The 15,272-nt window shown below is 39.2% G+C and carries 16 protein-coding genes; 3 read left to right on the forward strand and 13 right to left on the reverse strand.

The features are described from left to right. Nucleotides 1–96: 96 nt before the first annotated feature. From AABM38_RS14460 to AABM38_RS14495, 8 genes are all read right to left on the reverse strand, one after another. Entirely contained in the window at nt 97–1,956 is a 1,860-nt protein-coding gene (locus tag AABM38_RS14460; protein WP_423407067.1) for a PTS fructose transporter subunit IIABC, read from the reverse strand. A gap of 15 nt (nt 1,957–1,971) precedes the next feature. Beyond that, nucleotides 1,972–2,883, reverse strand: coding sequence for a 1-phosphofructokinase (gene pfkB, locus AABM38_RS14465; protein WP_423407068.1), 912 nt, complete (start codon nt 2,881–2,883; stop codon nt 1,972–1,974). Continuing rightward, nucleotides 2,880–3,632 (reverse strand): DeoR/GlpR family DNA-binding transcription regulator, encoded by a 753-nt coding sequence (locus AABM38_RS14470; protein WP_423407069.1) that lies wholly within the window; start codon nt 3,630–3,632, stop codon nt 2,880–2,882. The genes pfkB and AABM38_RS14470 overlap by 4 nt, the downstream gene beginning before the upstream one ends. A 586-nt stretch (nt 3,633–4,218) precedes the next feature. Continuing rightward, entirely contained in the window at nt 4,219–4,881 is a 663-nt protein-coding gene (locus AABM38_RS14475; protein ID WP_423407070.1) for a DUF2642 domain-containing protein, read from the reverse strand. A gap of 19 nt (nt 4,882–4,900) precedes the next feature. Continuing rightward, on the reverse strand, nt 4,901–6,271 hold the full coding sequence (locus AABM38_RS14480; RefSeq protein ID WP_423407071.1) for an arsenic transporter: 1,371 nt from the start codon (nt 6,269–6,271) through the stop codon (nt 4,901–4,903). After that, nucleotides 6,264–6,500 carry a hypothetical protein gene (locus AABM38_RS14485; protein WP_423407072.1) on the reverse strand — a complete coding sequence of 79 codons (237 nt, stop codon included), beginning with the start codon at nt 6,498–6,500 and terminating at the stop codon, nt 6,264–6,266. Before AABM38_RS14485 ends, AABM38_RS14480 begins: the two co-directional genes overlap by 8 nt. A gap of 357 nt (nt 6,501–6,857) precedes the next feature. Then, on the reverse strand, nt 6,858–7,472 hold the full coding sequence (locus AABM38_RS14490; RefSeq protein WP_423407073.1) for a hypothetical protein: 615 nt from the start codon (nt 7,470–7,472) through the stop codon (nt 6,858–6,860). Nucleotides 7,473–8,011: 539 nt separating this feature from the next. Then, nucleotides 8,012–8,218: a cold-shock protein gene (locus tag AABM38_RS14495; protein ID WP_207499575.1), complete on the reverse strand. Its 207-nt coding sequence runs from the start codon at nt 8,216–8,218 to the stop codon at nt 8,012–8,014. Nucleotides 8,219–8,546: 328 nt separating this feature from the next. Between AABM38_RS14495 and AABM38_RS14500 the strand changes: the two genes are divergently transcribed. Together AABM38_RS14500 and AABM38_RS14505 are read left to right on the forward strand one after the other, a co-directional pair. Then, a complete protein-coding gene (locus tag AABM38_RS14500; protein ID WP_423407074.1) occupies nt 8,547–9,167 on the forward strand; it encodes a LysE family transporter in 621 nt (206 codons plus the stop codon). Between the two features lie 126 nt (nt 9,168–9,293). Then, nucleotides 9,294–9,599 carry a DUF6509 family protein gene (locus AABM38_RS14505; protein ID WP_423407075.1) on the forward strand — a complete coding sequence of 102 codons (306 nt, stop codon included), beginning with the start codon at nt 9,294–9,296 and terminating at the stop codon, nt 9,597–9,599. 34 nt (nt 9,600–9,633) lie between these two features. On the opposite strand, the gene AABM38_RS14510 is transcribed toward AABM38_RS14505, so the two are convergent. The 5 genes from AABM38_RS14510 to AABM38_RS14530 all read right to left on the reverse strand — a co-directional run bounded on the left by AABM38_RS14510 (nt 9,634) and on the right by AABM38_RS14530 (nt 13,300). Continuing rightward, nucleotides 9,634–10,023 carry a cytosolic protein gene (locus tag AABM38_RS14510; protein WP_423407076.1) on the reverse strand — a complete coding sequence of 130 codons (390 nt, stop codon included), beginning with the start codon at nt 10,021–10,023 and terminating at the stop codon, nt 9,634–9,636. 150 nt (nt 10,024–10,173) lie between these two features. Beyond that, on the reverse strand, nt 10,174–10,701 hold the full coding sequence (locus AABM38_RS14515) for a metallophosphoesterase family protein (protein WP_423407077.1): 528 nt from the start codon (nt 10,699–10,701) through the stop codon (nt 10,174–10,176). Between the two features lie 30 nt (nt 10,702–10,731). Further along, the gene (locus AABM38_RS14520) at nt 10,732–11,268 is read right to left on the reverse strand and encodes a hypothetical protein (protein WP_423407078.1); all 537 of its coding nucleotides are present in this window, start codon (nt 11,266–11,268) and stop codon (nt 10,732–10,734) included. 184 nt (nt 11,269–11,452) lie between these two features. Further along, nucleotides 11,453–12,349: an NAD-dependent epimerase/dehydratase family protein gene (locus AABM38_RS14525; RefSeq protein ID WP_423407079.1), complete on the reverse strand. Its 897-nt coding sequence runs from the start codon at nt 12,347–12,349 to the stop codon at nt 11,453–11,455. A gap of 108 nt (nt 12,350–12,457) precedes the next feature. Further along, complete coding sequence (locus AABM38_RS14530) at nt 12,458–13,300, reverse strand: Ku protein (protein WP_423407080.1); 843 nt, start codon at nt 13,298–13,300, stop codon at nt 12,458–12,460. 135 nt (nt 13,301–13,435) lie between these two features. Between AABM38_RS14530 and AABM38_RS14535 the strand changes: the two genes are divergently transcribed. After that, on the forward strand, nt 13,436–15,268 hold the full coding sequence (locus AABM38_RS14535; protein ID WP_423410747.1) for a DNA ligase D: 1,833 nt from the start codon (nt 13,436–13,438) through the stop codon (nt 15,266–15,268). Nucleotides 15,269–15,272 lie beyond the last annotated feature (4 nt).

A 15,272-nucleotide genomic window follows, 5' to 3' on the forward strand; every position in this document is an offset into this window, starting at 1 on the left:
CATCTCATAAAATCATATCTGCAGGATTGCATAAATATTCTTTAAAAAGACTCTGACAAGGAAAAAGCCGGCAGATTATTTCTGCCGGCTAGCTTTCTAGTTGTTGACTGGTTTCTTTAAGATTCCCAGCAGGATAGCTGTTACAGCAGCACCCAACAGGATAGCTGCAAGATATAATAACCATGCCCCATCAACAAGGGGCACTACGAACAATCCGCCATGTGGAGCTCTTAATCCAATGTTGAACATCATCGAAAGTCCGCCTGCTACTGCTGAGCCGGCCATTACAGAAGGGATGACCCTTAATGGATCTGCTGCCGCAAAAGGAATGGCACCCTCAGTTATGAAGGAAAGTCCCATGATGTAGCAAGCTTTCCCTGCATCTTGGTCTTGCTTTGAAAATTTATTTTTAAAGAATGTTGTGGCAAGAGCGATACCAAGTGGAGGTACCATACCTGCTGCCATAATCGCTGCCATCGGCTCATATACTCCGTTAGCAAGCAGGCCAGTGCCGAATACATAAGCAGCTTTATTAATTGGACCGCCCATGTCAAATGACATCATTAATCCAAGCACAATTCCAAGCAACACCGCATTCCCAGTCCCAAGTCCTGAGAGCCAATCAGTGATAGCCTGATTCAGGGCACCTACTGGTTTGTTTACGAGGAAAACCATAAGGAAGCCCGTCAAAGCAATACCAAACAAAGGATATAATAAAATGGTCTTTATACCTTCAAGAGAATTTGGTAAACCGGCAAATAACTTTTTCAAGCCTAAAACAAGGTAACCTGCAAGGAAACCGGCAATCAATCCGCCTAGGAAGCCCGCACCACCAGTAGCTGCAAGCAAACCGCCTACCATACCAGGAGCAAAACCTGGTCTGTCCGCAATGCTAAGGGCAATAAATCCTGCAAGTACTGGTACAAGCAGACCAAAAGCCCCGCTTCCGCCACCAATGTCCATGAGAGCTTTAGCGATTGGATTATAAGTTGGGTCTTCAGGATTGAACGCGTTATAGCCAAACATAAACGAAATTGCGATTAAGATCCCGCCGCCGACAACAAATGGAAGCATATTAGATACACCATTCATTAAATGTTTATACACACCGCCACGGCTTTCTTTCTTTTCAGGGCCTTTATTTCCTGATGCCTGATATAATGGGGCATCTTTTTTTACAGCCTTCTCAATCAGGTCCTTCGGTCTCCTGATTCCGTCAGCAACAGGCACCTCAATCAACGGTTTACCTGCAAATCGTTCCATTTCTACCTTTGTATCAGCCGCAATTATAACTGCCTCAGCATTTTCAATATCAGAAGGAGTAAGGACATTTTTCGCGCCACCGGATCCGTTTGTCTCAACCTTGATGTCCACTCCCATTTCAGCTGCTTTTGCCTTAAGGGAGTCTGCAGCCATATACGTATGAGCAATGCCTGTAGGACATGCTGTAACAGCTACAATGAATTTTTTATTCGTACGCTCGACTTTTTCTTCAGACTCATCCTTGTCATAGCTATTGATGATTTCTAATACCTCATCCTCATTTTTAGCACTCTGCAATTTTTCACGGGCGTCTGCTTTCATCAAAATCGTAGACAGACGTGCAAGTGCTTCAAGGTGGGTATTGTTTGCCCCCTCAGGAGCAGCGATCATGAAGAAAAGATGGACTGGCTGGCCGTCCAAAGACTCGTAATCGATTCCAGATTGTGATCGGCCGAAAACAATCGCAGCGTCCTTTACCACGGAAGTCTTTGCGTGTGGAATTGCAATTCCATCACCTACACCTGTTGTACTTTGTTCTTCGCGTTTTAAAATTGCGTTCTTAAATGTTGTGCGGTCAGTAATCTTCCCTGCCCCTTCGAGAACACTTACAAGCTCATCTACTGCATCAAGTTTTGTGTTTGCTTTCATTGTTAAAAGAATCGTCTCTTTAGTAAGCAATTCTGTAATTCTCATTTCTCTTCCCCTTCACTAGCATTCTTGTATTTTTACTTCTGGCAAAAGCTTTTCTACTTTTTCATCTGTACATAATCCAATGGAAAAGGCAGTAGCACTTCCTGAGGCGACACTGTAACGGAATGCTTCTTTGCGATCCTTAGTTTTCATGTAACGAGAAAGGAACCCTGCAACCATAGAATCCCCTGCACCAACAGAGCTTTTGACTTCTCCCTTTGGCACAGATGCGGTATAAGCTGTGGATTCGTTAATATATACAGCTCCGTTTTCAGCCAGAGATACAATCACATTTTTAGCTCCTGCTTCGATAAGCTTCTTCCCATAGAAAATTGCCTCTTCAGTCGATGATACCTCTGTGTTGAATAACTGGCCTAATTCATGGTGATTGGGCTTGATTAGGAATGGGCGATATTCGAGCACCGTTTTTAGCAAATCGCCTTCTGCATCTACGATGACTTCTGCGCCTGTATCCTTGCAAATTCGGACAATTTCCTCATAGATTGTCCCTGGCATGCTCGATGGAATACTTCCAGCAAGCACGAGGAAATCTCCGTTTCCAATTTGTTTGATTTGCTCCTTCAATAAACCTAATGAAAGAGAGGATATCTCAGGACCGCGGGCATTGATTTCTGTTTCTGTATCTGCTTTCAGTTTAATATTGATTCGCGTGTCCCCGTCGACTTTGATGAATCCTGTGTAAATTCCTTCCCTATTAAGAAATTCCTCGACATATTTTCCAGTAAAGCCCCCCAAAAAGCCAATAGCCTTGCTTTCCATTCCCATAGAGCGTAGAACTCGGGATACGTTGATTCCTTTCCCGCCTGGGAATTTCGCTTCATTTTTGCTTCTGTTCAATTCACCGAGTACGATTTCATCTGCTTCGACAATGTAATCTACAGAAGGATTAAGCGTTAATGTGTAAATCATGGTGTCACAACCTTTATTGAAGTTTTACTAGTATATTGACCTTTTATTTCATCATCCAAGGTGTTTGTGATGATGGTGGCTTCATGTAAATCTGCTATTTTGGCAAAAGCGATTTCCGAGAACTTCGTATCGTCCGCTAGTACAAAAACCTCACGTGACAATGACATGGCTTTTTGTTTGATCATTGCCTCTTCCTGATCAGGTGTGGTATAGCCAGAATTTGGATGAACTCCATTTACACCAAGAAAGCATTTATCGAATCGATATTGCTCGAGGCTGGCTAATGCGCCTCTTCCAATGATGGCATTTGTCTTTGGCTTCGCATAGCCCCCAATGACATATGTTTCGATATTCCTTTCAAGAAGTTGTGGCAAATGCATAAGCCCATTCGTCACCACTACTATGTCTTTTGCTGGAAGGAAATTGAGCATCTCCAGAATGGTCGAGCCTGCATCAAGGTAAATACTGTCCCCTTCTTCAACAAAACTCGCAGCATATTGAGCAATGAACCTTTTCTCCTGAAGGTTTTCGGCTGATTTTTCAACCATACTTGGTTCTTGAAGCTTACCTCTCAGTCTTGCTGCCCCGCCATGAACCCTTTTAAGGAACTTTCCTTCTTCGAGGACTGTTAAGTCACGTCGGATAGTAGACTCTGATGCTTCAGTTAAATCAACTAATTCCTGTATTTTAACGATTGGCTTTTCTTTAATTAATTGTAAAATGAGCTGGTGGCGCTCAGGTGTCAACATGAGCCTTACCTCCTATGTGCTTCGTAATTTCATATTAATGTAATCGATTTCAAAAATCAATCATTTTCTTTCAAAAACAATCACACTTAAATAAAATCAGTCACATATTTGAACGTTTTTGATTGTTTTCTGAAAACAATACTATCTATAAAAACCTATCATTTAAAAAGTCATGTTTCTTAATTCACAAAGAAAAAAGCACAAAAATTCGTGCTCAGACTGTTGACAAACTCGATGAAAGCGAGCTTGTCTAGGGTTTTTCATCATGGTTGGGAAGTAAAACAGGTCTGTTGATTTCCGTTCCAGGCACTTCGCTTTCCGCGGGGCTGGCGCTGAGCCCGCAGGACATTGAATAGCTTCCTCGAATCCGCCCACGCACGATGGAAATGCGTTAGCATTTTCGGAGGAGTCTACGCGCCTGAAACGAAGGTCAACAGGTTTTCAATAACTGATCTGTGACTGGATCTTTGTCGACAAGCTGAGCACAAAAGTTTGTGCTTTCTGAATTGCTGTATCATTCTTTATTGCCTTTGTTATACTTATTGGTGTCTTACAGCCTTCTCAGAATTTACCGAAATATCCACCGCTATACATAGTGAACCGTTTTAATATGATGGATATTGAAATATAACTTGGATCCGCAGGCTGTAATAAGCTCAATCATATTATTTTCAATCGTTTTTAGCAGGCCAATTTTATTTCCGTTACTTCCTAAATCAATTACGATAATTTTCCCTGTTAATTTTTTTAACTGTTCTTCAAAAGTCCGAGCAAGCGGCATCTCGCTCGGATTTACTGGCAACAGCTTCTTATCTATTGAATATGGTGTTTGGTTATAAGGATATGGAATCAGCCATTTTAAATGGAAGAATGGAATAAACATAGTTTGGTAGACTGGGGAATAAAAGACAAAATAGTTTGTAAGGATGTTGGTAATATATCCATGCAATGATAAATTTCCAGTAACAAAAATTTCAACAAATACCCCCTTGGCGTTAGTCAAAGTCTTCCGGTACGAAATATCCTGTTCACTAATGATGGGTATATCAGGAATAACAGAAATTTCCTGTTCACTTTTAACAGATAGTTTGAAATTTTGCATGTGGTTAATAGGAATATAGATAAAATCCGTTCCATTATAAATGACTAAAATATCCAATCCCGAATCGATCAATACTCCTTTATGTTTCTTATCTCCTGAGATTTCAACTTCAACTTCCTTGCCATGATATTGTGCTAACAAAGTCATTCATTTTTCCCTCCTTTCCTTAGCCTAGTAACCATTGTGTCCAGACATATAAACTAAAGAGACTAATCAATAGACCAGCAGGTATTACCAGAATAGTTGCTTTCAAGTATTGGCCCCATGATAAGGGGATTTTATTTTGTTTCAAGATAAACATCCAGATTAACGAAGCCAGTGTCCCCATAGGCAGGAGCAAGGACCCTATATCAGCGCCGATTACGTTGGCTAAGTAGGCTACTTGTAAAGTTTGTGGATCAAGTCCCATCTCAGTTAGGGAAATTGTACCGATCATCACTGACGGTAAATTGTTGAATAAATTAGACATGACCGAAAGCAGCAAACCCATGATAAAAATAGCATTAAAGCGGTTTTCTGACACTGAAGAGCCCAATTTTTCTACGGTCATCGACGTAAAACCCGTATTATGAAGCCCATATATGATGACATACATTCCAAAAGCGAAAAAAATGATGTGCCATGGTGTCTTTTTCAATATATCCTTTGGCCCAATTCCTTTATGTGCCCATCTTAATGATATGAGCAGTAAAGCACCAATGATTGAAGGAATTTCTGTAGGGATATGAAACGGAGCAAGTACAAAAAAACTAATTCTCGTAAGGACAACAATCACCATGGAGATTTTAAACAACTTCCAATCTATAAAGTTCGCTTCGCTTGATACCTTTGATAAGGGATGATATGGCTTTTGCGCAGGATCATTTGTAACCATATGACCGAGCAACTCAGGTGAAATTTGAGGTATTTTCTTTGGGACACTTTCCTTAAAATATAAGTAAAACAAAAAAGTAATAGCTATGATTCCGAGCATCGATGGAATGAACATCAAAGCTACATACGTATTCAAATCAAGTCCAACTATATTTAAGGCAATTAAATTGGCTAGATTACTCACACCAATAGGTGCACTAGAAGCTGTCGCAATCAATGCACCAGAAAGCAAATAAGATATCTTCTGATGAGGCTTTACTTTTAATATATTTAGAGTTTGTAATATAATTGGAGTCGTAATCAGAATGCTTCCATCATTATTAAAAAACATAGTCATTAAAAAACAGAGTAAATTTATATACCAGTAGAGCCTGATTCCAGATCCCTTCGCTTTCCTGGCAAGATTAAATGCTGCCCAGCGAAAAAAACCGATACTTTCTAGAACAATGGACATGACAATTGTCGACAAGATCGTAATTGTCGCACCGCTAATCATTCCCAGTATGCCCCAAATATCTAAAAGAGGAACAATACCTGCCAAAAATAGAATCGCTGCACCTAAAATGGTAGGTAGAGATTCATTTATACCAAATGGCCTCCAAAGAATGAATAAGACAGTAATAGCAAATACGATTATTGTCAGGGAAAACTCCAGATTAAGCATTTTGCTTCGCCTCCCTGTCCAAACTAGTCTGGCTTAATCCAGTATTTTCACTAGGAAACCCCTTCGGGAGCACAAGACGTCTTCTCCTTTTAAATTCTGCATATTGCAGAATTTCTCCAAACGGTACTTCGCTTGCAATTGTGCCCTCTTCCGTATTAATGCCTGATGCTGGTTTAATAAAAACATATAATAAACAGCCACAAACTAATAGAAATAACCCTATTAACATTTTTTCGCCCCCTTTCAATTTCAGGTCCCTAAACGGTGAAAGATTCTAGGACTATCCACTGCTTTCCAATTGCGTTGTCCTAGCAGAAATGGACCTTGTCCGCCCTCCTTCTTCTATTTTTGCCAATCCACATTCAAACTAGATAATTGACTCACAGCATCTATCAATAGAAGATATTTGTTACTGCATGATACGTAACGGAAGCGCTCTATGTACTAATCTTTTAGCCTTATTATTAAAACTTCCACGTTTGTCCAAAGAAAAAGATCCGAATCTAGTTTATACATTCATAAACTAATCTTCGGATCTGTTTTCATCTTTCATGCTCTATCAACAAAGGGTTTGATTATATCTTCCTTATTTATCTTTCTTGTTCTTGTCTTTAGATTTTTCTGTTGATTTTTCTTTAGATTTTTCTGCTGATTTATCTGTTGATTTATCTGTTGATTTTTCTTGCTGAGCACTTTGCGCTTGGCCAGCTTCATTTGATTGACTGCTTTGTTTATTCTGGTTTTCTTGCTTGCCTGCTTCATTATTTTGATTTGCACTCATATAGCTAATGCTGCGAATGTGGAAATTGAAAACACTGACAATCTCATTATTAACAGTTAATAATAGATAGTCATCATAAATCTCAGTTAACATGCCTTCTACTGATTCAGGTCCGCCTCGATTAATTTTTACCCAGCGGTGTTTCATATTTCCCAAAACTGATTGAAAACTTTCCTCTTTAATAAAAGTTGGATTTATATAACCCTCTGCCGTTGGAGTCAAATCAGAATAGTCTTTAGTATCCAAGCTTACACTTTTTACATGTTCTGTTTTGTAATAAATTACTCCCTCCGCTTCGTTATATAATACTAGATGATCTGGCTGTACAGCCAAAACTTTTCCTGATCTTGACTCAGGACCACCCCTGTCCAAGCGTACTGTTCTACCTACCATTGATGATAGACGGCTCATTTTATCCATACTAAATTCCCCTCTCTAATAAATTAATTGATATGTACTGCAATTATATGTGTCATGCCATGTTATTGAACTAAGCATTCGCCTCTTTTCTACAAATTCCACTAGTATCTATCAGCTGATTACTAATCTATGGGACAAATTAATTAATTTTAGAAGAATAAATAGTCAAATTCACTAAAAGAAAACAGACACAAGGAATATTCTTTTGAAGGGAAGTTTAAAAGAGGAGGTTGAATTAAATAGCATACAAATAGCATTCGCTACCGGGAACTTGTACTTTAAAAGCTCCTTAGGATAGGTTTTTAGGAAGGAGTCTTTCACTTTCTAATTATAATCAACAGCAAATAAGTATTTTATGAATAAGCGGTAAAAACAGCCTGCATAACAGAAGATTTATTATCATCAGTTTTGAATTAATAATAAAAAAGGCAATTTTTCAAGAAAAACAAACTAACAAGTTAATAATTTATAGCAACCGGCAGCGAAGGAAAAAAGAAACAGCCCGTGGATAATCCACGAGCTGTTATCAAGACCCTATTTTAGCCAATCAGATTCTGGCTATGGTTGTTTACTACTTCCAATACCTTTGTTGTCTGTTCCATATCACTTTTGCAAATTGGGCAAGCGGGGACATTGCTGCTCTTAAAATTGTCGCGAACCCAGCAATTGCAATCATCAGAAGTACATACCCATATTTTCGTTTCAGCCGTTACGATCTCTTCAGGTGGTTTTCTGCCAAATGCCATTTCCTCACGCTCCTATATAAGTAATCGACGATCCATTGATAAAAAAATTCATTCATTATAAAAAGCCCGAAAATTAAACTTTTTATAATAAATGAATTATGCGAAAGTTGATATCTATTTCATTTTACCACACTTTCTTATTTTTACCAAAGAAGAACCCTCAAGCGTTGCCCTTAAACAACAGTTACTATTATATGCTTCACTACAAAATTTTATGTAAGTTCGTTCAAATTTTAAACCTATTTGGAAAATAAGTTGTACACCTGCATATTCCCGAATAGAAATAGTACAAGCAAATCGTACGCTTTGGCTAATGGAGGTCGTTACATTGAACGTATTTTTAGGGTATATCTTTCTTGGATTATCGCTGGCAGCTCCAATTGGTCCTGTGAATGCTGCACAAATCGACAAGGGAATAAAAAGCGGATTCTTTCAGGCTTGGCTCCTGGGCCTGGGTGCTTTATCAGCTGATATTGTCTATATGCTTACTGTATATCTTGGAGTGGTAAAATTTCTTGAGACTACATACATGCAGTCTTTCCTGTGGCTGTTTGGTTTCTTTGTTCTGATGTACACAGGAATAGAGACAATCCTGAATTCCGGGAAGATTGTTATGGAAAACAGAGGCAGCGGATCAGGGTTCAAATCATTTTCCACAGGGTTCTTAATGTCCATCTCCAATCCTTTGACGATTCTTTTTTGGCTTGGAATATACGGATCTGTGCTTGCGAAGACAGCATCCACCTACGGAACTGGGGAACTCATTATATATAGCTTTGGCATCATCACAGGACTCATCCTATGGGATATTGTCATGGCCGCCGTATCAAGCAGCTTTCGGAAGTTGCTTACTACTCGGCTGCTTACCTTCATTTCCATCATTTCAGGAGTTTCATTAATTGGCTTCGGCTTGTTTTTTGGTTATCAGGCATTGAAGCTCTTCTTTTAATAGGAAACAAGATTGGAGTGTTAGCCGAATTGACTGACATTCTTTGACTTTTTGTCTAATTTCTTGATTGTTATCGACATTTTCGATATATAATAGAAAAGACAAAATTAAAAGGATGATTTTTTCATGGATATTACAGGACATACTGTTCAATTGCTTGAAGATCCATTCGGCCTTCTTCAAGGACACAGATATGAGTTTTTTTTAGATATCAATGTGGATGAGGAAGATGAGCTTTATACAGAGAAAGGTATACTGTTAAAAGTAATTTTTCTCGTGGATGGTGGCGAAGGCCGCATTCTTCAAAATTATTTCATTGAAGAGGAAACAGAAAAAGTACTTGAGTTTGACCTGGAAGATGAAGAAATTGAAGCAGTGAAAGCATATTGCATGCAAAACCTTGATGCTGAAGTAGAGAACGAATCAAATTAAAAAAGAGCAGTAAATGCTCTTTTTTAATTTGATATTATACCTGAGCTGTTTTTCCCTCTTCGACAATGTGAAAAAGGAGGTGTGCCAAATGGTGTACAGGCCCGTATTCCTCTTCGCTCAATTCCTCATTGAACTCCAAGTCATTCAGGTACAGAGCTGAAAATTCATAGAAGTCCTTCAATTCGAAGCCATAACAGTTGGATGGCTCTTCACTTTCTTCCTCATACTGAAGCACCAGGTAAGATTCTTTCCCCGCTTTATCTTCTGCATCAAAGAATACAAAAAAACCGATATTTGTATCCAAATCAAATAAATGGCGCGTTCCACCTTCTGTAGCTGTTTCATATTCTTCACCACTTAACTTCTGGACAACCATTGTTTCTACTTGATCTTCTGCGTGAAATTTTACGTTAAATGTTTTCATGATTACTGCAACTCCTCTTATCTGCTTTGGGTATCTGGCAAAAATATGTATTGCCTATAAAAATTACGGGCTGAATTTCCAAAAGGCCAAGTCTATCAATTCCGTTTTTGACGAATACATTTGGACTTCAAGACGAATCCTTACGATTCTTTAACTCTTGTCATCAAAGTAAATATGCTCTGCTTCTATCTTTCCTCCGATTGTCAGGATACCATATGAAAAATCCTTTTGTCTTCTTTTATCCGTAGGAGAACCAGGGTTGAACAGCAGGATCCCGTTTGATTCCTTTTTTACAGGAATATGTGAATGACCATAGACAATACAATCTACCTCATCCATCATAAAAGTGTCCACTGCCCTTCTTTCAGTTGTTTTGCCAGTGCCGTGTCCATGAACTACACCGATTTTAAAATCTCCTGCTCTTAGTATTTCTTTTTTATCCAATAATGTTTTCAATTCCGGGCTGTCCACATTCCCGGTTACACCAATTATTGGCGCATATTGTTTAAGCTCATGAAAAAATTCCGTGGTCTGCCAATCACCGGCATGGATAATGTAATCTGCAGTTTCCAAATCCTTTACCATTATGCTCGGAAGATGCTTTGCTTTTTTGGGCATATGAGTGTCAGACAATACCACGATTTTCATTGTTGACTGTTCACTCCATTCCAATCCCATTTGTTGTTATGTTACCCTTCATCGATGTTCTTAACCATTCTCGGAACTTTTATATTCAGTCACATCAAAGTAATCATTTGTATCTTTGTAACCATTAACTTCAATGTCCAGGTCATGGAAGTAACGATGAAGCTTTAGCAAAGCCTTTTTATCTCGTCTTCCTCCTTCAATTGTTTTTGCATATTCAGATATTGCATTGAAATCCGCTTGCAAATCGCCATTATCTGTTTGAATGTCTTTAATGATAGAATTGATTTTAGCCGCGGTCTCCATTTGGGTCTCCCATTTTACCGAATCTATTCCGCCCCAGCCAAGAGACTTGTTGTATTTTTGATGGAACCTTGAAATAAAACTTCCGACACTCTTAAAATCCTTGTTGGCTGAATCTTGTTGAAAACTAGCAATATCCTCATTTGCATCTTTACTGGCAGCCACTGCCTCGTGGATTTTCCTGGCATCCTCATTATTTTTTGCATCCCAGCTTGAAAAGCCAACATATAATCCAAAAGCCAAAAGAAATAACGCGGATGGTACAATCGTCCGTTTCCATATACTTTTCTTTTCCATGCTGCTGCCTGCCCCCCTGTTATCATACTTTCAATCAAGGAAAACAAAATTACCTAGTTCTTATATTATTTGACAGCTGGATGGAAATACCTTTTTCAATTTTTCATTTTAACTTCAATGCTGATTTCCATCTAAAATTCATGTAAACACAAAACCAGGTACATGCACTGCACCTGGTTCATTTTTATACCCTTTTATATTCTTGAATATAATATGTGATTAATTCCTCAAGCAATTGATCGAGCGGGATAAAGGCAAATCCAAGCCGCTCTGCTAATGAAGTATCAATCGACCAGGATCCTGGCAATGAATATGGAGAAGGATTTTCTGCTGTAATGCTAGCATCAATCATTGCTTCTTTTCCACCAAGCTTAACAATTTTATCAATAAGCTCACGCAGGCTAATGTCACCTGCAGATCCTGGATTGATTGGTCCCTTATAATCGGATGCACCTATTTTCAATAAAAATTCAGCAGCTTCATCTGCATGGATGAAACTATATCGCAAATCAGAATTCTGAATTCCGATTGCCTGGCCTGAAAGAATTTTATCAACATGGAATTTTAATCGTTCTGAATAATCATCAGCTGATACTACGATCGGAAATCTGACAGAAACAGCATCGAAATAACCAAGCTGATGAAAAACAGCCTCCGAGGAGCGCTTAGCTTCCTTGTAACCTTCGTATCCAGGGTATTCCTTGCGTGTTTTATAGATAATTTCATATGTATTGGCATTAAAGTTCTCTTCTTTATGCAGTGTTCCAAATTCATAGACAGCTTGTGTTGATGTAAAAATATACCGCTTAGTTTTCCCCTTCAGCACTTCGGCCGTATCCCGGGCCTCAATGGGCGAAAAGCATGATTGGTCGTATACCACATCCCAATCTTTGTTTGCAAATGCAATTCCCATGGTATCCTTTTTTTCACGGTCTATTACAAGCCGTTCAACTTGATTGCCAAAAGGATCATTCTTTGTACCTCTTGTAGAGATTGTTACTTGGTCTCCGTTTTCAATCAGTTTTTGAACGAGCTTTTTGCCAAAATACTGAGTCCCACCTAATACAAGAACTTTTCTCATTCACACTTCCCCCTTTATCTCTCTATTTTATTCTGCAGCCGAAACAATTTTCCCTTTTAAATCGAATAAAAACCGGCCAAGCAGTTTGCTGGGCCGGTGGATGAATTATTATGCTTGCTTTTTTTCCTTTGCTTTCGGCTTTGCGGCTTTCTTTTTCTTTACTGGCTCTTTTTTCTCTGGCTTAGTTCGGTCGATTGATGCTTGGAGTGCAGCCATGAGGTCGGTGACATTGGAAACAGGTTCTTTTTCCGCAGGTGTAACGATTTCTTTTCCGGTGCGTTTTGCCTCTATTAGCTCAAGCAAGGCAGTCCGGTAATCATCATGATATTTATCTGGATCAAACTCTGTTGTCAGCTGATCAATCAGCATAATGGCCGTATCGAGTTCTTTCTCCGTTACTTTATCCTCAGAGGGAACATTTGGTACGTCTACTGTTTTTCTTACCTCATCCGGGAAATGAATTGTTTCCATGACAAGCGTATTATCATACACCCTTATAACGGCCAGTTGTTCTTTAGCCCGGATCATGATTTTTGCGATTCCGACTTTTTGCGACTCTTCAAGCGCTTTTCTTAATAGTGAATAGGCCTTTCCTCCACTTTCGCTCGGCGACATAAAGTAGCTCCTTTGATAGTAGATTGGGTCTATCTCAGACATTTTTACAAAATCGATGATTTCGACTGCTTTATCTTCATTTTCTTTTTTTAATGCTTCCAAATCTTCATCATCAAGAACGACAAATTTGCCTTTTGTATATTCATAAGCTTTCACGATATCTTCATTTTTCACTTCCTTATCACAAACAGGGCAAACCTTCTCATATTTTATTGGAGAGTTGCACTCCTTATGAAGCGTCCTAAGTTTAACGTCTTTATCTTCAGTTGCGGCATGGAGCTTGATTGGGATATTGACAAGGCCAAAGCTGATGCTCCCTTTCCAGATTGTATGCATGTTCTTATCCATCCTTATTGTTTTATTACTAATTTGGTTTAGAAACGGTTTATCATTCGTTAAAACTTTTCCCAGCAGATTAGTTTGTTGATAAACAGGGACAATATAAATACGACTTGTGAAAGGATGGAAATGATGCCGAAACCAATGCTCCCTACTCTGGCCTTTGATATCCCGAAAGGAGATGAATGGCGTTATGAAACAAAATTTGACGGGTTCAGGGCTGTTTTATCATGGGATACTGAGATTGCGCTGACCAGCCGGAATGGGAAGCCGCTAATTCCAATTTTTCCAGAAATCATGGAATTCTTGCTTTCCCTTGAGGAAGAGTTCAAACCATATCTCCCGCTAGAAATGGACGCTGAGCTGGTATTTCTGGAGAATGAATATAAAGCAAATTTTGGTGCCATTCAAGTTAGAGGAAAAATGAGGTCAGAGGAACGGATTGGCCATATTGCCAAAAAGAATCCATGCAGATTAATGGTATTTGATCTCCTTACACTTAAAGGCACAAGCCTAATAACTGAATCATACGAAGAACGGCGATCCATGCTGGAAACTTTATTCATAGACCTTAAGCTTCCACTGGCACCTGATACCGGAAGTCAGGAATTAATTCAATTAATCCCGAGCGAGAAAGACCTTGATAGATTATGGGAAAAAATAGTGTTATTTGATGGTGAAGGGATTGTGGCTAAGCGAACGAACAGCATATGGGTGGAAGGCAAACGGACTCAAAGCTGGATCAAAGCGAAGAATTGGAAATATGTTTCATGTTTTGTGACTGCATACGAAAAATCGAATGGTTATTTTTATATTTCTGTCTACAAGGCTAGTGAGATACACTCAATTGGCCTTGTCATTTTCGGTTTTAAGCCTGAAGAGAAAAATGCACTCCAGCAAATTATCAAACAAAATAAAAGCGATGAAGACAACCAATACATTTATGTTGAACCCGGGATTTGCCTTGACGTGAAGTATTTGGAAATTTATGAAGACCAGCTTCGCGAGCCGCATTTCCACCAATTCCGATTCGATTTGTCTCCCGATACCTGTACATATGAGAAGTTTGTTCTTCAGCAAAAGAACCTGCCGCCAGATATTGAAATCACTCATCCTGAAAAGCCTCTATGGGAGGAACCTTCAGTCCAGAAAATCGACTATATTCACTATCTAAGGGAAATCTCTCCCTATATGCTTCCTTTTTTAAAGGACAGGCTGTTAACAGTCATTCGATATCCGCATGGCATGTTCGGCGAAGCCTTTTACCAAAAAAATGTCCCTGACTATGCACCGGATTTTGTGGAAACGGCAATGTCAGAAGGAATTGAATATATCGTTTGCAACAACATGAAGACCCTGCTGTGGCTCGGAAACCAGATTGCCATAGAATTTCATATACCTTTTCAAACAATCGCGAGCAAAGGGCCTGATGAAATAGTCTTTGACCTCGACCCTCCATCAAGGGAGTATTTTCATTTAGCAATCAGAGCAGCTCTATTCATTAAAGAAGTCTTAGATGAATTAAAGCTCATCAGCTTTATTAAGACATCCGGAAATAAAGGGCTTCAGGTGTATATTCCGCTCCCTGACAGCACTTATAGCTATGCCGATACCAGGTTATTCACTTCTTTTATCGCACAATATCTAGTTTCAAAGGAACCAAATTCATTTACGATTGAACGGCTGAAAAAGAATAGAGGCAACAGGCTGTATGTAGACTATGTGCAGCATGCCGAGGGCAAAACAATCGTCAGCCCCTATTCTGCGAGGGGCAAATCTCACGCTGGCGTGGCGACTCCTTTATTTTGGGATGAAGTTACCGAAGTTTTACGAATTGAAGATTTTCATTTAGGGACAATTCCACAAAGAGTCCAGAAGCATGGCTGCCCGTTCCGGGACTATTTCGCTGCAAAAGCAGAGCAAAATTTTGAACCCGTGCTTCAGATCTTAAAAGGGAAAAAATAAGCAA

It is taken from the genome of Heyndrickxia sp. MSNUG (assembly GCF_049532715.1).
Classification (GTDB): Bacteria; Bacillota; Bacilli; order Bacillales; family Cytobacillaceae; genus Mesobacillus.